At 40.9% G+C, this 20,968-nt stretch carries 22 protein-coding genes and 1 tRNA gene; 1 reads left to right on the top strand and 22 read right to left on the bottom strand.

Annotation, left to right across the window (positions count from 1 at the left end; translation table 11 throughout):
- Positions 1-8 precede the first annotated feature (8 nt).
- The 7 genes from EL171_RS00695 to queF form a co-directional block, all read right to left on the bottom strand.
- Positions 9-761, bottom strand: coding sequence for a hypothetical protein (locus EL171_RS00695; protein WP_039969501.1), 753 nt, complete (start codon positions 759-761; stop codon positions 9-11).
- Between the two features lie 203 nt (positions 762-964).
- Positions 965-1,055, bottom strand: a tRNA-Ser gene (locus EL171_RS00690).
- 50 nt (positions 1,056-1,105) lie between these two features.
- Complete coding sequence (locus EL171_RS00685; protein ID WP_005387520.1) at positions 1,106-1,540, bottom strand: Dps family protein; 435 nt, start codon at positions 1,538-1,540, stop codon at positions 1,106-1,108.
- 264 nt (positions 1,541-1,804) lie between these two features.
- On the bottom strand, positions 1,805-2,413 hold the full coding sequence (gene epsC / locus EL171_RS00680) for a serine O-acetyltransferase EpsC (protein ID WP_005387517.1): 609 nt from the start codon (positions 2,411-2,413) through the stop codon (positions 1,805-1,807).
- A 102-nt stretch (positions 2,414-2,515) separates the two neighbouring features.
- Positions 2,516-3,430 (bottom strand): cysteine synthase A, encoded by a 915-nt coding sequence (cysK, locus tag EL171_RS00675; protein WP_039969499.1) that lies wholly within the window; start codon positions 3,428-3,430, stop codon positions 2,516-2,518.
- A 213-nt stretch (positions 3,431-3,643) separates the two neighbouring features.
- Positions 3,644-4,465 carry a hypothetical protein gene (locus EL171_RS00670; protein ID WP_232013632.1) on the bottom strand — a complete coding sequence of 274 codons (822 nt, stop codon included), beginning with the start codon at positions 4,463-4,465 and terminating at the stop codon, positions 3,644-3,646.
- A gap of 40 nt (positions 4,466-4,505) precedes the next feature.
- Positions 4,506-5,003: a preQ(1) synthase gene (queF, locus tag EL171_RS00665; protein WP_005387511.1), complete on the bottom strand. Its 498-nt coding sequence runs from the start codon at positions 5,001-5,003 to the stop codon at positions 4,506-4,508.
- Between the two features lie 300 nt (positions 5,004-5,303).
- Here queF and EL171_RS00660 point away from each other — a divergent pair, with 300 nt between their 5' ends.
- Positions 5,304-6,050 (top strand): stalk domain-containing protein, encoded by a 747-nt coding sequence (locus tag EL171_RS00660; RefSeq protein ID WP_005387510.1) that lies wholly within the window; start codon positions 5,304-5,306, stop codon positions 6,048-6,050.
- Positions 6,051-6,189: 139 nt separating this feature from the next.
- Here the strand turns inward: EL171_RS00660 and EL171_RS00655 are convergent, their stop codons facing one another.
- The 15 genes from EL171_RS00655 to hisJ all read right to left on the bottom strand — a co-directional run bounded on the left by EL171_RS00655 (position 6,190) and on the right by hisJ (position 20,925).
- Positions 6,190-6,585, bottom strand: a complete 396-nt coding sequence (locus EL171_RS00655; RefSeq protein WP_005387504.1) for a hypothetical protein — start codon at positions 6,583-6,585, stop codon at positions 6,190-6,192.
- A gap of 119 nt (positions 6,586-6,704) precedes the next feature.
- The gene (locus tag EL171_RS00650) at positions 6,705-8,318 is read right to left on the bottom strand and encodes a hypothetical protein (protein WP_005387503.1); all 1,614 of its coding nucleotides are present in this window, start codon (positions 8,316-8,318) and stop codon (positions 6,705-6,707) included.
- Between the two features lie 204 nt (positions 8,319-8,522).
- On the bottom strand, positions 8,523-10,355 hold the full coding sequence (locus tag EL171_RS00645; protein ID WP_081442687.1) for a carbon starvation CstA family protein: 1,833 nt from the start codon (positions 10,353-10,355) through the stop codon (positions 8,523-8,525).
- 247 nt (positions 10,356-10,602) lie between these two features.
- A complete protein-coding gene (gene hisF / locus EL171_RS00640; protein WP_005387501.1) occupies positions 10,603-11,373 on the bottom strand; it encodes an imidazole glycerol phosphate synthase subunit HisF in 771 nt (256 codons plus the stop codon).
- A gap of 15 nt (positions 11,374-11,388) precedes the next feature.
- Positions 11,389-12,012 (bottom strand): imidazole glycerol phosphate synthase subunit HisH, encoded by a 624-nt coding sequence (gene hisH, locus EL171_RS00635; protein WP_005387500.1) that lies wholly within the window; start codon positions 12,010-12,012, stop codon positions 11,389-11,391.
- Between the two features lie 199 nt (positions 12,013-12,211).
- Positions 12,212-13,288: a histidinol-phosphate transaminase gene (gene hisC, locus EL171_RS00630; protein WP_005387499.1), complete on the bottom strand. Its 1,077-nt coding sequence runs from the start codon at positions 13,286-13,288 to the stop codon at positions 12,212-12,214.
- Positions 13,289-13,443: 155 nt separating this feature from the next.
- A complete protein-coding gene (gene hisE, locus EL171_RS00625; protein WP_005387497.1) occupies positions 13,444-13,770 on the bottom strand; it encodes a phosphoribosyl-ATP diphosphatase in 327 nt (108 codons plus the stop codon).
- Positions 13,771-13,772: 2 nt separating this feature from the next.
- Positions 13,773-14,090: a phosphoribosyl-AMP cyclohydrolase gene (gene hisI, locus EL171_RS00620; protein WP_005387495.1), complete on the bottom strand. Its 318-nt coding sequence runs from the start codon at positions 14,088-14,090 to the stop codon at positions 13,773-13,775.
- A gap of 147 nt (positions 14,091-14,237) precedes the next feature.
- Positions 14,238-14,996 (bottom strand): imidazole glycerol phosphate synthase subunit HisF, encoded by a 759-nt coding sequence (gene hisF, locus EL171_RS00615; RefSeq protein ID WP_005387493.1) that lies wholly within the window; start codon positions 14,994-14,996, stop codon positions 14,238-14,240.
- Positions 14,997-15,023: 27 nt separating this feature from the next.
- Positions 15,024-15,743: a 1-(5-phosphoribosyl)-5-[(5-phosphoribosylamino)methylideneamino]imidazole-4-carboxamide isomerase gene (gene hisA, locus EL171_RS00610; RefSeq protein ID WP_005387491.1), complete on the bottom strand. Its 720-nt coding sequence runs from the start codon at positions 15,741-15,743 to the stop codon at positions 15,024-15,026.
- A 26-nt stretch (positions 15,744-15,769) separates the two neighbouring features.
- Positions 15,770-16,360, bottom strand: coding sequence for an imidazoleglycerol-phosphate dehydratase HisB (gene hisB / locus EL171_RS00605; protein WP_005387490.1), 591 nt, complete (start codon positions 16,358-16,360; stop codon positions 15,770-15,772).
- Between the two features lie 21 nt (positions 16,361-16,381).
- The gene (gene hisD / locus EL171_RS00600; protein WP_005387489.1) at positions 16,382-17,659 is read right to left on the bottom strand and encodes a histidinol dehydrogenase; all 1,278 of its coding nucleotides are present in this window, start codon (positions 17,657-17,659) and stop codon (positions 16,382-16,384) included.
- Positions 17,660-17,708: 49 nt separating this feature from the next.
- On the bottom strand, positions 17,709-19,310 hold the full coding sequence (gene hisG / locus EL171_RS00595) for an ATP phosphoribosyltransferase (protein ID WP_039969496.1): 1,602 nt from the start codon (positions 19,308-19,310) through the stop codon (positions 17,709-17,711).
- 282 nt (positions 19,311-19,592) lie between these two features.
- Positions 19,593-20,057, bottom strand: coding sequence for a hypothetical protein (locus EL171_RS00590; RefSeq protein WP_005387487.1), 465 nt, complete (start codon positions 20,055-20,057; stop codon positions 19,593-19,595).
- 4 nt (positions 20,058-20,061) lie between these two features.
- The gene (gene hisJ / locus EL171_RS00585; RefSeq protein ID WP_005387486.1) at positions 20,062-20,925 is read right to left on the bottom strand and encodes a histidinol-phosphatase HisJ; all 864 of its coding nucleotides are present in this window, start codon (positions 20,923-20,925) and stop codon (positions 20,062-20,064) included.
- Between the last annotated feature and the right edge of the window lie 43 nt (positions 20,926-20,968).

Below are 20,968 nucleotides of genomic sequence, written 5' to 3'. Positions count from 1 at the left end.
AAATAGGGTTATAGAGTGAAAGTCATCTCCGTTTGCATACGAGCATCGGTTTTAGATTTTGTATCCTTACCACCTGTATAACGGATGCGCACATTATTATTTACTTTAACGCGAGAGTCATCAATTTTGAATTTCTTCATCTTTTCTTTGATTTGTTCATCAGTTAACGCGCGCTCTTCTGGTTTTGCCACTTCGTCAGTAGCTGTATCTAAAGCCTCTTGTTGAGCTTTAGATACTTGGTATGTTTTACCAGATTTCTTAGCCTTTTCAGCACGTTTTTCATCTAATTTTTGACGGCGCTCTCGGGTAACCTTCTTATCGCGAGCAATACGATAATCCATCACATCACGCATATTTTCTTGGTAAATACGCAATGCATATTGGCGATCGTTATCGTTCATTTGCTCCCGTTTTGTTACGACTTCGTCGATAAGAGGCATGAGTTCATCCTTTGTATAGCTTGTATTGCCATCAAAGACAAAACCATGTGTATCTGTAATTGCACCATGCTTAACTAGTGTTTGTAATGCTGTATACGTCCAATCATTTGGCGTAATCACACCTGCACTCACGTGATGTTGTGCTTTGCTAGAGCTACTAACAGTTTCTACATCAGCACTCACACCATCTACCATAGGACGTGCACTTGGAATAGAAATGCTTTCAGCATGAACAAAACCAACAGAGGCAACGAGACATAATGCACCGATACCAACAGCGCGACGAAGTAAATGTATGTGACGTGTATATTTTGTATTCATAAGAGTCTCCTTAAAATTACATTTGATACAATCTATTATATGAAACCCCTTATCATACGTCAACTCTATAACCTTACACACCTGTATAAATCAATATTTACAAGACCTCAAGCTCACTTGAACCCTTACACCTTTAGGTCCATTCCCAGTAAATACCACAATAAACAAAAAGACCTCACATCGCGTGATGTGAGGTCTCAGCATGGCGGAGGATTAGGGATTCGAACCCTAGCGACGGTAACCCGCCCTAACGATTTAGCAAACCGTCCTCTTCAGCCTCTTGAGTAATCCTCCATGCTTTACTGGGTAATCATATCATACCCAATAAGGCATTGTCAATCGTATTATTTCAACATGGATTCGATGAACCAGATTTGTTTTACATAGTATGCAACGTGATCTTCCATCATGCTTACGAGCAAGAAGTCACCTTCTTCATCAGCAGCTGCACGGATTGCTACAGCTTGATCGTTCATGTATTTGAAGTCCTTAAGAAGAATTTCAATTACTTTCGCTTGAGGGATATCTTCTTGACCCAATTCTTCAATTTTAGTCAATTTAGCATATTCTGCGGAATTAACCAATGGGAATTGACCTTGCATTTTCACGTGTTCTGCTACTGCATCGAAGTATTCAAACGCTTCATCATAGATAGATTCCAAATATTCGTGGATGGATTTGAATTGTGGACCTGTTACGTTGAAATGTAGATTATGTAATTTTACGTTCCATACAGAAAGATCTGCTAAATATTGGTTTACTTGTTGTAAGTTTTTCATAATAATACTCCTTTTTCTTTTAATTCTCAAATACAGTTTATTCAAAAAGCAGAATAAACCCAGTCGGCTTCTATGCCATCAATTCGTTTATCTAATTTGTAATCAGTATTGATTACGTAACTTATTTTACCAATAATGATTTTCCTTGTCAATACATTAAATCGATTTTTTTGAATATTTTTATAAAAAAACCTCTAACTACTAGTTCAACTAATAGTTAGAGGTTCTATCTTTCTATATTATATGCGGTTTTATTACACTATATTAAATATAGTATTCTATGTAATCATCAGGAATTTTCTTTTCCTCTGCCTGGCCATTATTAGTACGACGAGGTTTACGGACATACATATTTTCTGGATCTGTTTCAAAGATAACCATATCTTTAGGGATATCGTGTTTGATAACGAGGTTACAACCAATTTTAGTGCGTGCCCCAATAGTAATATCACCTAAGATTTTCGTACCTGTACCGATGAGCACTTCGTCTTCAATGGTCGGATGGCGTTTTACCTTTTTAGAGGACATGCCACCTAACGTCACTTGGTGGAACAAGGTCACATTATCCCCTACGATTGCCGTTTCACCGATAACGACACCCATGCCATGGTCAATAAATAAACCACGACCGATGGTAGCACCTGGATGGATTTCAATGCCGGTTACGTGACGAGAATGAAGCGCTACGCGACGGGCCAAGGTTGGCCAGCCCGCCTTATAAAGGCGATGCGCAAAGAAATGCCAGAACAAGGCTGTAATATGCGGATATGTCCAAATAACCATCCACACATTTGTTGCTGCCGGGTCAGAATCCATTACGCGCTTAATATTATATTGAATTTTGCCCCATAATTCGCGTAAACCTTGTATCATAGCGACTCCATCTCAAATAACTCTACTCATATATAATATATAGTATACAACATATGTGGTATGTATTCCTATACATAAGATGCTTTATCTATGCGAAATCTGTTATTTTACATATTCATTATTGGCGAAGTCCAAGAGGGATAAATATTTTTCTACCCCATCTGGCGCAATCACCACAATATTAGCCTTTGGCTCTTCACGAGCAATACGCTTTGCCGCAACGATAGCCGCCCCTGAGGAAAGGCCAATAGAAACACCGCTTTCACGCATAAAGGTTTGCACTTCACTGAAAGCCTCTTCATCGCTTACAGTTTGTACGCCGTCCATCAAGCTTTGATCAAAGTTTTCAGGAATAAAGCCTGCCCCAATGCCTTGAATTTTGTGAGGACCGCCCTTGCCTTCCGTAATGGCTGGAGAACCTGTTGGCTCTACGGCAATGGCCTTTAAGTTAGGATTATGTTCTTTCAAACGTTTTGCAACGCCTGTGAAAGTGCCGCCAGTACCGATACCCGCTATGAATACATCTACATTTGGTACTTGTTCTACGATTTCGGCACCAGTTGTACGATAATGCATATCTGGGTTTGCAGGGTTTACGAATTGGCCCAATGTGAAAGCATTGGGATATTTATCTAAAATTTCATTAGCTCGTTCAAGAGCACCTCTCATACCCGTTTCTTTCGGTGTTAAGATGAGCTGCGCACCATAGGCCTTAATAAGTTCGCGACGTTCTTTACTCATGCTTTCAGGCATAATGATTACAGTTTTAATATGCAAGATAGCGCCCACCATGGCAAGAGCAATGCCTGTATTACCGCTTGTAGCCTCTACGATAATGCTATCTTCGTGAAGGCGTCCTTTTTCTTTAGCATCTTGCAACATGCCAAGTACAGTACGGTCTTTCACAGAACCGCCTACATTATATTTTTCAAGTTTTACATAGATATTGGTGTTTGGTAATTGATATACCGGAGTTTTACCAATCAATTTAGTTGTTTGATTTGTGACTATGCTCATCTGATCCTCCTTTTGGCGATAGATGATAAAAATCGTCCTCAGGAACATCCCAAGGACGATATGATTTTCACCTTGTTATTCTCTATACACTGGATATAACCATTTGTGTATTCCCATAAATACACTCATACTCTATCACCTGCATCTATGCATTGTCAAGAGAATGAGAACCGCTTTTAAAACCCTAAAAATATAGGAAATAACTAGGTTTATTTATAAATTTGTCAGTGTATCTACCACCACACCCCAGGTAACAGGCACCATAATGATAGCTAGCGCAAGCCCAATAAAGATGACGGCCCCTAGTATAACGGTAAGACGTGGAACGATGGCTATAACAGTGCTATTCGCTACGTTATACGCCTTGTCTATGTCATAGTGTAGCGCTACATAGCCCCACAAAAATCCTGCTATCAAATATATCGCTACATAAGGGTCCAGTATGATATGCGTTGATGTTATCAATTCAACATGCATTAATCGATTGATAATTGGTGAAAGCAGCACATTAGTGACTATAGCTATAAGCTTGAACCATATAAGACATATAATATAAGACCACATAGTTCTCATGGTCATCCGCAACATATAAAGCAGACCAACCATACCTGAACCCAACGTGCCCTTTGTATGCACCATGTACCGTTCCATCCAAGACGGTTGGTCTTTGCCTTGATGTAGTTGGTCATAGTGAAATGATAAATTTCTTTCACCATGCGCCAAATCGACGAGGCCTAACGCTTGTAACAACACCAGAGCAAAAACGACAACAACGCCTATTTGGAAGCTTTCACTAAAGAATAGAGCCATCGGGTCAAATGTTAGCTCACTCAAAGACGATAAATTACCATAAACATCATAAAATGCAGCATATATGCCATTTGTTATGAGTACATCCACGATAAATAGGGTCAATATAAAGATAAGATACCCATTCCACCGAGTCCATCTGCTGAGATGTGACAACTGCGTATGCTCCCCTACGATTATGGATGCAGGGTGAATAGACAAGATCACACCGATCATAAAAAACATTATGAACGATGTGCCCATTGTTATATATTCATATACCATATTAACGGTATGCTACGCGCTCAGGCTGCATGTCGTGAAAATGAAGGCGTTCTTTTGCCGTTTTTTCCCACTCTGTACCAGGCTTGCCATAGTTTGCATATGGATCGATGGACAAACCACCGCGTGGCGTAAACTTACCCCATACCTCGATGTACTTTGGATCCATCAACTTGATGAGGTCTTTCATGATGATATTGATGCAATCTTCGTGAAAGTCCCCATGGTTACGGAAACTAAATAGGTACAATTTCAAAGACTTGGACTCAACCATTTTCTTATCTGGTACATAAGAGATATAGATTGTGGCAAAGTCAGGTTGACCTGTCATAGGACACAAGCTAGTGAACTCAGGACAATTAAACTTAACGAAGTAATCATTGTCAGGGTGCTTGTTATCAAACGCCTCTAACACCTGTGGTGCATAATCAGTTGGGTAATCGGTCTTGTGACCTAACATCGTTACCCCTTGTAACTCTTTTTCAGATCTGCCGGATGCCATAAGGAACCTCTTTCTATATCTTCTAGAACTCTATAATTAAATATATTGAATAATTCATGTAACACTTAATTATAGCATATAAAAGCATACACTACTTATAGAGATAAACGATTTCAGACTATAGTTAAATGACCAGTCCATCCTATATTCCTAAATAAACTATCCTATCCTCATACTCTAGTTCAATTACATTATGCTCACATATAGATTGTGTAAAATTAAAATTTATAATAAAATATTCATATACATTTGGTAATGTTAGTTTATTCAGAACGATATAATACCTTATGGAGGTCACTTATGAAATTAAAACAGCTTATTTTATCTAGCATCGCTGTAGGTGCATTAGCTTTCACATTTGGCACGGCACAGCCTGCACAGGCAGCTATTGGCATGGAGAATCCAGGTCCAGCTATGAATCTTGAAAAGCCTGCATCTGTTACGACTGCCCATCATATCAATGTAGATGGCAAGGTTGTTGAGCCTATCAACGGTCAACAAAATGTAATCTATGTAGATGGTCAGCCACTCGTAGCATTACGCCAAGTATCTGAAGCATTGGGCTATAAGGTGGCATGGGATGAGCCTACTAAAACAGCATTAGTAGACATGAATATCGCTACATTAGCTATCCAACCTGATTCCGCAGAGGTAGTGCGCCATGGCAAATTGAAGATTATCAACCTTGATACTTCCGAATCCTTCTTACCTGCAGCTCGCAAGGTAGATGGTACTATATTTGTAAAACCTCAAGTATTCAAATTATTATTGAACGATGTAAAAATTACAAAGGACGAAATCTTCATCGCCCCTCAACGCGCACAATTAGCGTCTACTACAAATACAGAGGTAACTCACAAGAATGAACTCAACACATTCTTGCCACCATCTCAAAATGATGTAAAGAAAAAAGAAGATCCAAAGGCTACAGAAAAACCTCTTATTAAAATTAAGAAATCCTTAGCTAAAGATACTGTAACTACAGACGATCAAGCTCAATCTACAGACAAATCTGAATACCAACGTGCTAACGGATTAGATCGATAAGTGAAGCTAAGAGATTGTTGAACAAGCTCTCAACGCATCAAAAAATTTATGCAAATAAAAAGGTCCCATACGGGACCTTTTTATTATATATAGCATATATAGTTATTCGAAATTAGTTTTACTAAATTTGATGGCTATATTATCTACCAAAACCATAACGGTTAAGTGCTGTATTACCATTACCATATATAGCCATGATCTTCGCCATGAAATAGTCAGCTACTGCTAGAGAGTATGCTGCAATATCATTGTAATCAGAGTATTTTGGTGCAACATTAGTCACAGTAATGTTTTCAATAGTAGTACTAGCTTTAGGAGTAGTCAATTTATTTGTAGTAGGCGCAGGATCTGTAACTGTTACAGTAGAACCCATGGCTGGATTAACATAACCTGTTGGAGTAGATACTGGCGGACGTTGGGAATCAGTATATTTGTAGCCATAAGAAGCGTCTGCTTGTTGTGGTGCTACTGTAACAGCGCCAAAAGCAAGTACAGCTGCGGCCAAAACGATAGAGAATTGTTTTGATGCTTTCATAAAAAACCTCCAAATAACACAAAAGTATTTTATCAAAAATTATGATAACGGAGATTTATTATAAACCATCTAAATAAATGCACAATGAAAGAGAGTTAATATCATTTATATTTCATTTATCACTTTATTTTGATACCTTTGAAAGCATCTTTCACCTCATTCATTTGGCGTTTTACATCACCAACAGATTCTTTTACATCATCGGGAACCTTGATACTATCTATACCTTTAGCTGAATCAGTAGCACGCTTACTATTTTCGCCAGCTTGTTTCATCCCCTCTTTAATCCGATCCATATTCTCATCGATTTCATCGAAGGACTCGTCATAGAGGATAAAATTACTTCCCCCATGCGATGTAATGTTAAGAGGCCCCATGGTGAGCTGCCCATTATCGATGCGCAACGCATCTGTAGAAATGGTCGTAATATTCGTATTAACTGTCACATCACTAAATGATAAATGGCGCCCCTTATTGTGAAAGTTTCCTGTAATATTTTTAATTGGAATGAGCATATAATGGCCTCCACCAGACCAGAAATTCCCCCATACCTCCATATCACGAGGCTTACCTTCGCTTTTAAAATTCAAATTAGCCGATACAGGAACGACGAACTCAGGTGTTTTAAGGGCCTCACTACTATCTAAATCCTTGGCTACACCTGTAATTGTATAGGCTCTTGTATCTAGATTATATACCCCTTTTGCCTCTAATTTGCCACTATACACATTAGCATTAACATTTTCAAAATTTAAAATGCCATCTTGGTACGTTACATCACCCACGACGTTTTCAAAGGTAAGCGCAGGAATACGTAAAATAGGCATCGTTACACGCCCTTTAGCCAACGGCCGATTAAAATCACCAGTTACCTTTGTCAACAAGGTCATCGCATCGTGAATATTATCACCAAAACCAAGTGATGATGGGTCTACACCTTTCACCTCAAACTGTAAATCTAGCTGAGGCATGCGATGCTTTAACACATCCTTTAAATCAACGCGTCCTTTTAGTGTCATTCCATCACCAATAGCGGTTCCACCAAACTTACCGGTTTCCATATCAACGCGAATAGCGCGCTTACTATCAAGATGGATTTTAGCCTCTACATTCTTCATCACATAGTGACGATTTTTCTGAAATATTTCTAGCTGATTATTTCTAAGTGTAATGGTAAGATCCAAATGTTGACCTTCCCAATTAAAATTACGAACCTTCTTGGCTAATTCCTCTTGCCGATCTTGAGTAGTCTTTTTAGGCGGCTTAGGACGAGGTTCTACCTCATCGAGAGGCTTGTTCACGTCAGGTGACGCAGGTACGAAATCGAGCCGGTTATCATCATCCAAATCGACCACAATGGTCGCATCATTTAACTCGATTCCGTTTATGGCAGAAGCCTTAAAGTTACGAGTTACAACATCCCACATATTAACGCGTATCTTACCACTTGGAGCGGTGAGCAATTCACGACCTTCAGGGTCCTTCCACACCAAATCGGTAAAGGATAATGTCCCCCACGGCGTTGCAGTTAAACTCTCTACAGTTACAGAGCCACGCATCATTGTTTGTCGCGCCATAACCTCGTTGAAGATAACACCCATCCCACGACTCGCTATTGTAGCCAATACAAAGAAAATAATCGCTCCAATGGCAAGAAAAGCAGCAATGCCTTTTAGGCCTTTCTTATACAATTGTTTATATTTTGTCCAATAGGAACGTATGTAATATTTCATAGCATTATTATATCATGATGCATTTATATTTTTATTTTAATGGGGCCCCAAAACATATCGGCCTGAATATTGAAAGGAGTGTCCCATTAAAATAAAATAGCTCCACTAATCTTTAAAAATAATAAGGCTATAAAGCATTATCTAGAAAAAAGAAATAGAAAAGACGAGGTTAAACCTCGTCTTTTCTATTTAATCTTTAAGATGTTATGCTTTTGCTTGTTTACCGTATTTTACAAGGCTTTCAGCTTCAATTTCTTCTTGAGTGCGATAGTCTTGAGGAATGTCAGACAAACGAATCCAGCTGCGAACTGCTTCTACTAATACGATAAGGATCATGAGGAACATGGCAGCACTGAATGCTACTAGGATCCATTTACCAGCTGGGATATAGCTGTTAAATACGTTTTCAAAGTCTGCAGCAATAGCAACGATAGCCATTAGGATACATGGAATACCTGTAACCCATGCATAGCGTTTGCGGCCAAGTCGCATAATAACTGTAGTACTTACAGCCAATGTCATAGTACCTAATAATTGGTTAGATACGCCGAATAGAGGCCAAATAATACCGATGTTACCTTGTAGAACTAGGTAGCCCCACAAGATACAAATTAAAGCTGCACAACCATATACGCCAGGAGCCCAATGTTGGTCGTTGAATTTAGGATGGAAATGACCTAATAATTCTTGAAGTAAGTAACGACCTACGCGAGTACCAGCATCGATCAAAGTCATGATGAACAAGGCTTCGAACATGATACAGAAGTGATACCAGTAACCCATCAAGTGATCCATGTTAGGCAATCTGGAGAAGATATGAGCCATACCTACTGCTAAGGATACGGCGCCACCAGGACGGTGCATCAAGTCTTCACCAACCATTGCGGACAACGCTGGCAATTCATGAACTTGAAGTCCTAACGCTTTGAAGGATTCTACTGTGGAGTTAATAGCAAAGTAATCGTCTGGATGCAATGCAGTCGCTGCGATCAACGCCATCATAGCGATGAAGCCTTCTGTTAACATTGCGCCATAACCGATAGGTAAGATTTCTCTTTCATTAGTAAGCATTTTAGGTGTTGTACCAGTTGCAATAACAGTATGGAAACCAGATAACGCACCACATGCAATAGTAATGAAGATGTAAGGGAATACAGAACCTTTCAATACAGGACCGCCACCCCAGATATAAGGAGTAACAGCTGGCATTTGGATTTCAGGCATTACGATGATAATACCGAGAGCCAAGGCGCCAATTGTACCGATTTTAAGGTATGTAGACAAATAATCACGAGGAGCGAGCAATAACCATACTGGCAATGCTGCTGCAAAGAAACCATACACGGCAAGCATAATTTCAATAGTTTGCAAGTCGTATGTGAACCAAGAAGCATATTCGCTAGCTGCGATGTTAGGACCGTAGATAATGCCTACGAAGATTAACGCTACACCAATGATAGTAGCCTCTTGGATTTTACCAGGACGCAACCATTTCAAATAAATACCAATGAAAATTGCAATTGGAATTGTAGCAAATACGGAGAAGAACCCCCATGGGGAGTTATGCAATGCGTTAGCTACTACTACAGCCATACCCGCAAGGGTGATAATCAATAAGAACAATGTAGCAAGCATCGCACCGAAACCAGCTAATTTACTGATTTCTTCGCGCGCAATATCCGCGATTGACTTACCGTCATAGCGAACTGAAGCGAATAAGATAACCATATCATGTACAGCACCAGCCAATACAGAACCGATTAGGATCCATAAGGCACCAGGCAAATACCCGAACTGGGCTGCAATAACAGGACCTACGAGAGGGCCTGCACCTGCAATGGCTGCAAAGTGATGACCAAAGGTTACCCATTTGTTAGTTGGCACGTAATCGTGACCATCGTTGTGAACCATAGCCGGCGTCGGACGATATTGGTCCAAGGTCAACACCTTAGCCGCTATGAAAGCCCCATAAAAGCGGTACGCTAAAATTAGAATACACGCGGAGGCTATAACTAAGTAAATACCATTCATAACCATATAAACACCTCCAATTGTCTTGTGTGACATGGTGTTATATAAAAATATCTGATAAATCTTTTGCACATCCATGCCACATTGGCTCTCTAAACTTTTAGTACTTACAATAATTATTGTATATCTAAACATAAAAGTGTCAATTATCGATTTCTCATTTTGAATGTACATTATGAGTTAAAAGCATAATTAAAAAGCATTCTCCGTTAATAAGAGAATGCTTTTAGCGTTTTATTTTGATAGTAATTATCTATTGTCTTACCACGATGCCTGCTGCGTGAAGTGCTTTTTTAATATCTTTTATTGTTAATACTTTATTATGTAGCAAGGCACTAGCGAGGGCTCCAGTTACATTTGTTTTTGTAAATAAATCCACAAAATGCTGTATATTCCCAGCTCCGCCAAAGGCTGTTACAGGCACATCTACAACCTCTGCCAAGGCTTGATATAATTCGATATCAAAGCCGAGACCTGTACCGTGTCTATCGATACTCGTTACCAATAACTCACCTGCACCACGGTCAACCGCTTCTTTCGCCCATTCTAAAGCATTTTTGCATTGTGCCCCCGGATCATTGGATGTGCCATGTCCATAAGCATACCACATTTTTTCAAAAGGATTATATTTTACGTCTAAGCACACGACTATGCCTTGATTGCCAAACTTCTTTGCCCCTTCTGTGATAAGGGATGGATTAGATAGTGCCGCTGTATTAATAGAAACCTTATCGGCACCAGCTTTCATAAGCTGCGTCATATCCTCCACAGACGTAATGCCACCACCTACAGTTAACGGCATAAATACCTTATCCGATGCATTGAGTACTATATCAGTAAAGGTTTTACGGGCTTCTGTTGTAGCCGTTATATCTAATAATACAAGTTCGTCCGCCCCTTGTATCTCATAACGTTCCGCACATTCAACGGGATCGCCAGCATCAACCATATCACGGAATTGCACACCATTCTGAACGCGACCATTTGCTACGCCAAGGCAAGGAATAATACGTTTCGCTAACATAGAATAGCCCTCCTATTATTTCGCCGCTGCGTAGGCTTCTGTAATATTGCCAAATGTACGCAACAAGTTTAGGCCTACTACACCACTTTTTTCAGGATGGAATTGCATTCCATACACCCTACCGCGCTCCACAACGCCAGGTACATCGATGCCATAATTTGCAGTGGATGTAATAAATTCAGGGTCTGTATCTACATAATAAGAATGAACAAAATAGGTATATTGATCGTCTACATTGCTGAAAGCACTGTCTGGATGGTGCAATGTATTTTTGTTCCAACCCATGTGAGGTACACTGAGGCCAAGGTCACGAGGAATTTCTCTTACCTTGCCTGGAATAAGTCCTAAGCCTGGTGTTGGACCATATTCTTCGGACTCTTCAAATAATAGCTGCATACCCAAGCAAATACCTAATAATGGTATTTCTCGTTTTACCACTTCATGAATGACATCGACGAGACCACGTTCCTTAAGAACGGCTACTGCCGATGCATAGGCGCCTACACCTGGCAAGAGAACACCATCAGCATTTAATATAACCTCAGGATCTGCTGTTAGCACCGCATCAAGTCCGATGTAGGCCAACGCTTTCTGGACATTAAATGTATTACCCGCATCATAATCTATAATGGCAATCATAATATACTCCTTTCAACAGCCTTAATAAGCCCCAGTATCACTAGGGCTCGTCATTCACGTTGTTTTCGTTATATATATTCTCTAAACAGGATACAAACTCCTACCATCCAATTGGGTAAAAGCTAAACTCCATTCTATAGAATGAAACTTGATATCATAAGGCGCGAATCATTAGTATATATGATATATCCCATATTGATTAATTCATGAATTGTTTTAATATACCGCGCATAATAGCTCCATCTTGAGCCATTGGAATGGTAAGTCTCAACCAACCTTCCCATTGTCCACGGCGCACTTGATAGCCTTCTTTTAGCCATGCATCAGCCAAGCCTTCTGCATCAGATACGGAAAAGAAAATAAAGTTTGCTTCACTCTTGTAGTAGTGAATACCTAATTCATCAAACAAGCTTTCCCATTTAGCCCGCTCTTCTGCATTTTGAGATATCATTCTTGTTAAGAATGCTTGATCATCAAAGGCTGCTTCTGCGGCTACTTGAGATAAAGTATTGAGATTATATGGCAAGCGGATAGTTTGCATATAGTTCGCCAGCTCTAGAGGCGTCATCATATAGCCTACACGGTAATTAGCAAGACCATATGCCTTGGAGAAGGTACGCATAATAGCTACATTTGGGAACTCATCTAGTAATGCACGTGCTGTAGGAACATCTACAGATGTAACGAAGTCAATATAGGCCTCATCGATAATAACTAGTGTGTCTTTTGGTACTTTTGCAATAAAGTTACGGATATCTTCAACAGTCTCATAGGTACCTGTAGGGTTATTAGGATTACAAATCCATACGAGGCGTGTTGTGTCATCTACAGCTTTTAACAGTGCGGCGAAATCATAGTGACCTGTTTCAAAATCCGCCTCAACTTCACGAATTTCTGCACCCTCAACGAGACCATTTAAAGCATACTCGGAGAAGGCTGGCACGCTTACCACGATAGAGTCACCAGCGCTGATCAAGGTTTTATTGACCATGGCAATAACCTCATCAAGGCCTACACCGATAACGAGTTGCTCTGGTTGTACCTTCCAATACGCAGCCAATTTCATACGCAAATCAGTAGCGTTACCATCAGGATAATAGTTAGCATCATTATGTGTTACATAGCTAAGAATAGCCTCACGCACTAATGGAGAGGTCCCATATGGGTTTTCGTTGGCAGACAAGCGCACTAATCGGTCTACCCCAAGGCGTTCCTTTACCGCTGTAGCAGGCTCCTCTGGTATATAGGGTTTCAATGTGCGAATTATCTCTTTCATAGGCTATCCTTTCTAACTATTTTCTTAACGTATATACACGCGTTCAAACTCATTTTTTGTTTATATACTCGTCTAAACTCATATGTACGTATTTCAATGCAAATACATTTATTAAAACTCATATGAACTGATGTAAGCTCATACAATAGCGTGCATTATAAATTCGTAATCTCTGGGCGATCTGTAGTCTTGCTCACTACGCCTTCACGGCTCGCAAGTTCTGCCTCAATGGCTTCGTAAGGAATATTTTTCTCTGCTAATAATACGAGCAAGTGATACAACACATCTGCTGTTTCGTAAATCAACTCTTGAGGGTCTTCGTTCTTTGCAGCGATGACAACCTCTGTCGCCTCTTCGCCTACCTTTTTCAAGATTTTATCGAGACCTTTATCAAATAAGTAATTCGTATAAGAACCTTCCTTAGGTTGCGCTTTGCGGTTCTTAATAATTTCATATAATTCGTTCAATGTTTGTTGTGCCATAACTAACTCCAATCTACATCATTAAAGAAACAGCTGATGCGCCCTGTGTGACACGCAGGACCTTCTGGCTTAACTTGAATGAGCAATGTATCCCCATCGCAATCGAGGGCCATACTCACCACATGCTGCACATTGCCACTCGTACCGCCCTTGTGCCATAGCTCTTGGCGAGAACGAGACCAAAACCACGTTTCCTTTGTCTCTAGTGTTTTGTGAAAGCTTTCTTCGTTCATCCACGCCACCATGAGCACGTCTTTTGTATCTGCGTCTTGCACAACCGTTGGCAATAAGCCATTTCCCTTTTCAAAATCCGGTTTCATATTGTAATCCTTTACGAAAATAATCGTTTTAAAACTTATTGTTTTATTAGTATCGTTACCATATCGTTACCATAGTATTTTATGTACTACCTTCAAGTACCATTAAATACTGTAAGTATTTAAAAACGTATGTATAAAAGCTACTTTTTATCGTACAGTAATTCCTCGAGCTCGTAATTCATTTTTAAGATCAGGGATTTTAATTTCTCCAAAGTGGAAGATAGATGCCGCCAATGCACCGGTAACGCCGGTTTGCTCAAAGAGATCGATAAAATCTTGAACCTTGCCGGCACCACCAGATGCGATGATAGGTACATCTACAACGGCTTCAATAGCCTTATATAATTCAATATCAAAGCCAGATTTAGTGCCGTCCTTATCCATGCTCGTTACAAGCAATTCCCCTGCTCCACGAGACACAGCTTCCTTAGCCCAATCGAGGGCTTTCCATTCGGTGCGCTTACGACCACCGTGCGTATACGCATACCATTCGCCAGTTTCTTCGTCTGTTTTTACATCGATAGCCACTACCATACATTGGTTGCCAAACTTTTGAGCTCCTTCTGTGATGAGCTCAGGATTAGCGAGGGCTGCCGAGTTCAAAGATACCTTGTCGGCGCCAGCTTTCAGCAAGGCCGTCATATCCTCAACGGTCTTGATACCACCACCAACGGTGAGCGGCATAAATACCTGGGAAGAAATCTCTTGCACCACGTCGCGCATGGTGGTCCGTGCATCAACGGTAGCCGTAATATCTAAGAATACTAATTCGTCAGCCTGTTGCTGTTCATAGGACGCCGCAATATCTACGGGACTACCTACATCAATGAGGTTAACAAAGTTAACCCCTTTTTTAACGCGCCCATCATCCACATCAAGGCACGGAATGATCCGTTTCGCTAACATAATTCTACTCCCCACTAAGTGTTCAAGTTACCGTTGATTGTACCCGGCAATTTCCTCTAATGTAATCGTTCCTTCATACAAAGCCTTACCAACGATGCTATCCATAACGCCTTTGGCTTCAAGGGATTTAATATCTTCTAAATTACGAACGCCCCCAGACGCAACAATGCGCGCTGTAGGGAATTCTTTTTGCAAATTACCAAGCAAGTCCTCGTTAGCGCCTTGCATGGTACCATCGCGGTCCACATCGGTAACGATGAAGTACTTTGCGCCGCCTTCAACCATGGCGCCAATCAAATCGGTCATAGGTACATCAGATTGATCGAGCCAACCTTCAGCAGCGACCTTACCGTTTTTACCATCTACGCCGATGACAATGCGCTCTGCACCGTATTCTGCAATCACTTGTTTGGTAAGCTCTGGATTTTTGAGTGCTACGGAGCCTAAGATAACGCGGTCTACACCTAAACCTAAATAGAGGTCAACAGCCGCTTTATCTCGAATGCCTCCACCGATTTCAAGAATACCTGTGAAAGCTTCACGCACTGCTTTTACAATGTCTACGTTAACAGGTTTGCCCGCCTTAGCACCGTCTAAATCGACGAGGTGTAGCGCCCCAACCTTGGCTGCTTCATATTGTTTTGCTTGGTCTACTGGATCAGGATTGATAACCGTTTCCTGTGCGAAGTCACCTTTATAGAGGCGAACGCTGCGACCATCTTGTAAATCTATAGCTGGAAAAATCATAGGTTCTCCTTCATTAAATGACTATATTAAATAAGGCCCTTTGTAGAGTTTACCCCTTGAATATCTGGGTTAATCGTAACAGCCTTGCGCAAAGCACGGCCTGTAGCCTTAAACATGCTTTCAATAATGTGGTGTGTATTGCGACCATATAGATTACGAACATGTAAATTCATGGCAGCGCTCATAGCAAGGGCTTGGAAGAAATCCTCTACTAGTTCAGTTTCAAAGTTGCCACCTAGAACAGGCGTGCTCCATTCGCCTTGGAATACGAGGTACGGACGACCGCTCAAGTCGATGACAACTTGCGTTAAGGCTTCATCCATAGGAACCCATGCATCACCGTAACGCTCGATACTAGCCTTATCGCCTAAGGCTTTCACCAAGGCCTGACCTAAGGCCAATCCGATGTCCTCCACAGTGTGGTGAGCATCTACATAGGTATCGCCCTTTGCCTCTACTACAAGGCCAAAACGTCCGTGTTTCGCGAGCAACGTCAACATATGGTCAAAAAAGCCAATCCCCGTGGAGATGGAGCTCGTTTGCGCCCCATCAAGGGTAAGTTCTACTTTAATATCTGTTTCTTGAGTGGTGCGTTGCACCGTACCTGTGCGTATCATAACGACCTCTATACCTCAAATCTATTTCTCAAAACGTACTTCGATAGCGCGAGCATGTGCTTCAAGACCTTCTGTACGAGCTAATGTAGTAATGTGTGTTGCTACTTCTTCTAATCGTTCTTTTGTAAATTGTGTAAAGGATGTACGTTTTACGAAATCATACACACCAAGTGGAGATGAGAAGCGTGCTGTACCACTGGTAGGCAATACGTGATTTGTACCGCCTACGTAGTCTCCCAATGGCTCAGATGCATAGGCACCAAGGAATACGGAGCCCGCATTTTGAACGAGACTCATGTAACCCATTGGGTCTGGCAATTGGATTTCCAAATGCTCTGGCGCTACTTCGTTCATGACCGTAAACATGTCTTCAACGCTATCCATAACAGCAATATAACTGTTATTTTCAATAGCTGGGCGAGCGATGCTTTCACGAGGCAATAATTTTAATTGACGTTCAACCTCATCGGATACCGCATTTGCTAAGCTTTCACTAGTAGTAACCATAATAGCGCGCGCCCGAGGATCATGTTCTGCTTGAGACAAAAGATCTGCTGCAAGGTGTACTGGATTAGCACTATCGTCAGCGATAACGCCGATTTCACTAGGGCCTGCAATCATGTCGATATCAACTTGGCCGAACACTTGGCGTTTTGCTGTGGCAACGTAAATGTTGCCAGGGCCTACGATCTTATCAACCTTTGGAATGCTTTCCGTACCATACGCAAGAGCCGCTACACCTTGAGCACCACCAACTTGGTATACTGCATCAACGCCAGCAAGTTTTGCAGCACCTAGTACAGCAGGGTTAATGCCATCCTTTTGAGGAGGTGTAACCATAACGATTTCTTTAACGCCTGCAATTTTAGCTGGCAACGCAGTCATGATAATAGTAGAAGGATACGCTGCTGTACCACCAGGAACATAAAGGCCAACGCAAGCCAATGGAATAACCTTTTGACCGCGGATGATGCCCGGTGTATCCATATCCACAAAACCTTGTTCAATTTCACGACTGTGGAACTCAGTAATATTAGCCTTTGCCTTTAACAAGGCAGCCTTCAAATCATCAGATAAGGACTCATAAGCAGCATCGATTTCCTCTTGAGGCACCTTGAAATCTTCGATGGATACACCATCAAATTTTTCAGAGTATGCCTTTAAAGCCGCATCACCATTGGTGCGAACATCGTCGATGATATCGTACACGCGACGCTCAATTTCCATGTCTGTAGTTTGTTGAGTGTAATTTCGAACGATACTAAGCATCGTATCTAATGATTCCTTATAAATTTTCATGTTTTATCCTTCTTCCTATCTATGCTCTTCGCACTATTAGTTCTATCTCTTATTTATTAATGGCTTCTGAAAGCTGGTCTATAAGTTTAAAAATAGTATTTCTCTTTTGTTTTAGCGCTAATGGATTAGCTACTAAACGAGTAGAAATCTTTTGTAACCAGTCGAAGATTTCTAAGTTATTTTCCCGTAAGGTTGTGCCTGTTTCTGTAATATCTACGATGGCATCAGCGAGTCCTACGAGAGGTGCCAACTCAACGGAGCCTTCAATTTTGATGATTTCTACATCTTGGGCACCAAAATACTGTTTTGTAATGGTTGGATATTTTGTACCGATACGCTGACGACGACCTTCTTTAGGATCATAGCCTGCAAGAGAGGCCAAGATAAATTGGCATTTACCAGTTTGTAAATCTAGCATTTCATAGCTTGTATCGTCTTGTTCATCTAGTACATCACTACCAACGATACCGAGGTCTACCACACCGTTTTTCAAGTATGTCGTTACATCTGGGCCTTTAGCGAGGATAACCTCAATAGCATCGCCCAACGGAATGATAAGCTTACGCGCCTTGTTCCGTAATGGCTCATAATCTACGCCACAGGACTCCAAGAGAGGAATAAAATCTTTCTCTACGCGGCCCTTTGTAAGAGCGATACGCAATTTACCATTATCTTGATTGTTGCTTTCACCATTCAAAGTTACATCGGTCAACACGTCGATGTTGAAAGCCATCCCAACCGCAGGCATTGGTGTACCATCAAAGCTAGATAACAAGCCGTCATAACGACCGCCGCTGACGATGTATTGGGACACGCCATCCACATAGCCTCTAAATGTGAGGCCTGTATAGTAGGATTGAAGCGGCTCAGTAGAGACGTCGATGCGAACCTGCTGGCCTGTTTGAGCCACTTGGTTCGCCATATCTACGAGATTATCTAAAATACGTTGCGCCGCTGCAGGCAAGATGATTTTGTTGAGCTCATCCTTGATATCTTGTACCGTACCAAATAAACGAGGCCATACAGTCAAGAATGGATATAACGCACTATTTTTAAAGTCGGAAATCAACTCGTTATAACGTGGCAAGTATTTAGTAAACAAAGCATCGAGGAGCTCAGATTTTTCTTTATCACTAAGACCAAGTGCATCAGTAATAGCGCGAGAGAAACGAGCATCCCCAATTTCTAATAGCAAATTGTTACCGAGCTGCGTTTCGTTTACCTCTTTAATGATGGCAAAGCACTCTTGCTCGGCTTCAATGCCTTCATAGCCGACCAGCTCAATGCCGCCTTGTGTTACTTGGTTCACATCACCGCGGTGCTTTTTATTTTTCATGAACACATCGCCTAAATAGTAGAACGTACGAGGCAATTCAATATTGGTAGTCGCCAAGAAACGACCGATTGGCATGGTCAAATCAGGACGAATTACGACGGACTCATCAGAACTATCCATGAACTCGTACATATGCTGACCGCGCCCCATTGCATAGCCATTAAATACATCCTTGTACTCCACAAGAGGTGTAGAGATCTTTGTGTATTGGCGGCTACGACATAGACCGAGCACATATTGGCTCACATCATCCTTGCGCTCCGCTACGGCCCCTATATCATCACGGAACCCCGTAGGTAATTGCTGCTGTATCATCGTAAACATCCTTTCTATCATTTCATTTCTCATATCTGTGAAAGCATCATATAATCAGTTTCAAACGAGTTGAATGGCTTTCATTTATCTATGAGAAAAAATTTACCTATATCGATACTTTTCTATTTTATCGCTTTATCTAACTAAAGTATGAAATTATAATATAACGGTTCTATAGAATTGTCAATAGAACCGTTATGATTTCACGTTATTAATATAAAGATAATCCGCCTATAGTTTATATTCTTTTATAGATGATAGTTACATACATATATTTAAGGATTAGTTTTGACTTTGTAACGATAGATATATAGACTTATCAGCTTCATCTAAGTCTTCAATTTTATACTTCGTTTTAGTATCACTAAAATGATAATACTTCCGAACATGATCCAATAAAGCATTAGACTCTTGGTTTTGTTTGGAGAGAAATAGAACACAATTCATATTATTATCAAAGACAATCATATTATCCTTACATAATAAGTATAGATACGAGCTGCCAGCCTTATCTTTCTCTACAAAGGCATCAAAGAAATAAGGAAATTTAGAGTTAGAGAAACTAGTATCAGATACAATAAATTGGCTACCCAATTTGCTAATATGAATTTCATTCTTAGGCCCAAACTCTAAAACTACACTACGGCCAACCAGCTCATCTGATGATGGTTCATGATAAAACATATAAGCTACAAAAGCTGTTATCAGGGTAATCAAAATGATCAGATAAAATAATAATTTTCTCATTAATCTAGCCCCAAATTCGTCCTATGTCTGCTATGCTATGCGCATCAGAGCCTAGTACAAATGGTACCCCAATGATAGCAGCCATGCCTTGAATAAAGCGGCTTGGGTACATTTCACGGCAGTCTGGTTTAAAGAAGCCACTCATGTTGTAGTCTAGTTCGCGCCCTTGTACGCGCATGATATGCAAAATATCGCTCACTACCTGCGCATTGCGGCGATCCAAGTGACGCTCAAAGCCAAAGTGGTGTTGGTATTTCTTAATCAAATCAAAGTGACCAATTCGTTTTGGCGTATATTCGCCAAGGTCAGCACGCACTGCTTGGCGCACGGTGGAGTAATATTTGTAATATAACTCATATTGCTTTTGAATCCATGGACCAAAGCCCTTTTCAAATTCTTCAGGGCTATAGTCTAAGCAATAAAAGGCATTATTAACGCCTTCCATGAAGTGAACAGACAAAATATTGTCATCTGTTAATGGACCATAACGGTCGAGGAACTCTTGAATATCTGTCTCAAAGCCTGGAATGTAATCCACCTCAAAGCCGAGGGAGATATCGATATGCGTGCCGTAAGCACGTTGCAATTGACGACCTAATTCTAAGTAGGTATCTACTTGGTTCAATTTCAAAGACGCTGTGTCATAAGCCTTTTGGTCACCACCGTATTCAGCTGCAAAAGCCTTTGGCAACGGCGCGTGCTCTGTAAGGCATACCTTTTCAATGCGCAACTCGATGGCCTTTTCAATCATCAATGCAGTTCGATCCCCACTACCATGGGGACACAATTCTGTATGCACATGACCATCTACAAGACGGCTGCGATACTTGCTGTATCCAACGAACTGCCGTTCATCTTTCATGTTCATTCAATCACCCTATTCGCCCTAACCCATGACGAACCCTTATCTA

Origin of the sequence: Veillonella dispar (assembly GCF_900637515.1) — a bacterium.
Classification (GTDB): domain Bacteria; phylum Bacillota; class Negativicutes; order Veillonellales; family Veillonellaceae; genus Veillonella; species Veillonella dispar.
Note: the sequence above shows the minus strand (reverse complement) of the source record. Positions and strands in the feature narration are given on the sequence as shown.

Excerpts from the sequence above, each read along its gene's own strand:
- EL171_RS00670 (WP_232013632.1), bottom strand. The coding sequence starts at position 4,465 with ATGTTTTTTATGATCGGTGTGATCTTGTCTATTCACCCTGCATCCATA.
- hisH (WP_005387500.1), bottom strand. The coding sequence starts at position 12,012 with ATGATTGCCATTATAGATTATGATGCGGGTAATACATTTAATGTCCAG.
- hisF (WP_005387493.1), bottom strand. The coding sequence starts at position 14,996 with ATGTTAGCGAAACGGATCATTCCGTGCCTTGATGTGGATGATGGGCGC.
- EL171_RS00590 (WP_005387487.1), bottom strand. The coding sequence starts at position 20,057 with ATGAGAAAATTATTATTTTATCTGATCATTTTGATTACCCTGATAACA.
- hisF (WP_005387501.1), bottom strand. The coding sequence starts at position 11,373 with ATGTTAGCGAAACGTATTATTCCTTGCCTTGGCGTAGCAAATGGTCGC.
- queF (WP_005387511.1), bottom strand. The coding sequence starts at position 5,003 with ATGGCATCCGGCAGATCTGAAAAAGAGTTACAAGGGGTAACGATGTTA.
- EL171_RS00695 (WP_039969501.1), bottom strand. The coding sequence starts at position 761 with ATGAATACAAAATATACACGTCACATACATTTACTTCGTCGCGCTGTT.
- EL171_RS00655 (WP_005387504.1), bottom strand. The coding sequence starts at position 6,585 with ATGAAAGCATCAAAACAATTCTCTATCGTTTTGGCCGCAGCTGTACTT.
- hisJ (WP_005387486.1), bottom strand. The coding sequence starts at position 20,925 with ATGAACATGAAAGATGAACGGCAGTTCGTTGGATACAGCAAGTATCGC.
- hisE (WP_005387497.1), bottom strand. The coding sequence starts at position 13,770 with ATGGCACAACAAACATTGAACGAATTATATGAAATTATTAAGAACCGC.
- EL171_RS00650 (WP_005387503.1), bottom strand. The coding sequence starts at position 8,318 with ATGAAATATTACATACGTTCCTATTGGACAAAATATAAACAATTGTAT.
- hisI (WP_005387495.1), bottom strand. The coding sequence starts at position 14,090 with ATGAAACCGGATTTTGAAAAGGGAAATGGCTTATTGCCAACGGTTGTG.
- hisD (WP_005387489.1), bottom strand. The coding sequence starts at position 17,659 with ATGAAAATTTATAAGGAATCATTAGATACGATGCTTAGTATCGTTCGA.
- hisB (WP_005387490.1), bottom strand. The coding sequence starts at position 16,360 with ATGATACGCACAGGTACGGTGCAACGCACCACTCAAGAAACAGATATT.
- hisC (WP_005387499.1), bottom strand. The coding sequence starts at position 13,288 with ATGAAAGAGATAATTCGCACATTGAAACCCTATATACCAGAGGAGCCT.
- hisA (WP_005387491.1), bottom strand. The coding sequence starts at position 15,743 with ATGATTTTTCCAGCTATAGATTTACAAGATGGTCGCAGCGTTCGCCTC.
- epsC (WP_005387517.1), bottom strand. The coding sequence starts at position 2,413 with ATGATACAAGGTTTACGCGAATTATGGGGCAAAATTCAATATAATATT.
- cysK (WP_039969499.1), bottom strand. The coding sequence starts at position 3,430 with ATGAGCATAGTCACAAATCAAACAACTAAATTGATTGGTAAAACTCCG.
- EL171_RS00660 (WP_005387510.1), top strand. The coding sequence starts at position 5,304 with ATGAAATTAAAACAGCTTATTTTATCTAGCATCGCTGTAGGTGCATTA.
- hisG (WP_039969496.1), bottom strand. The coding sequence starts at position 19,310 with ATGATACAGCAGCAATTACCTACGGGGTTCCGTGATGATATAGGGGCC.
- EL171_RS00645 (WP_081442687.1), bottom strand. The coding sequence starts at position 10,355 with ATGGTTATGAATGGTATTTACTTAGTTATAGCCTCCGCGTGTATTCTA.
- EL171_RS00685 (WP_005387520.1), bottom strand. The coding sequence starts at position 1,540 with ATGAAAAACTTACAACAAGTAAACCAATATTTAGCAGATCTTTCTGTA.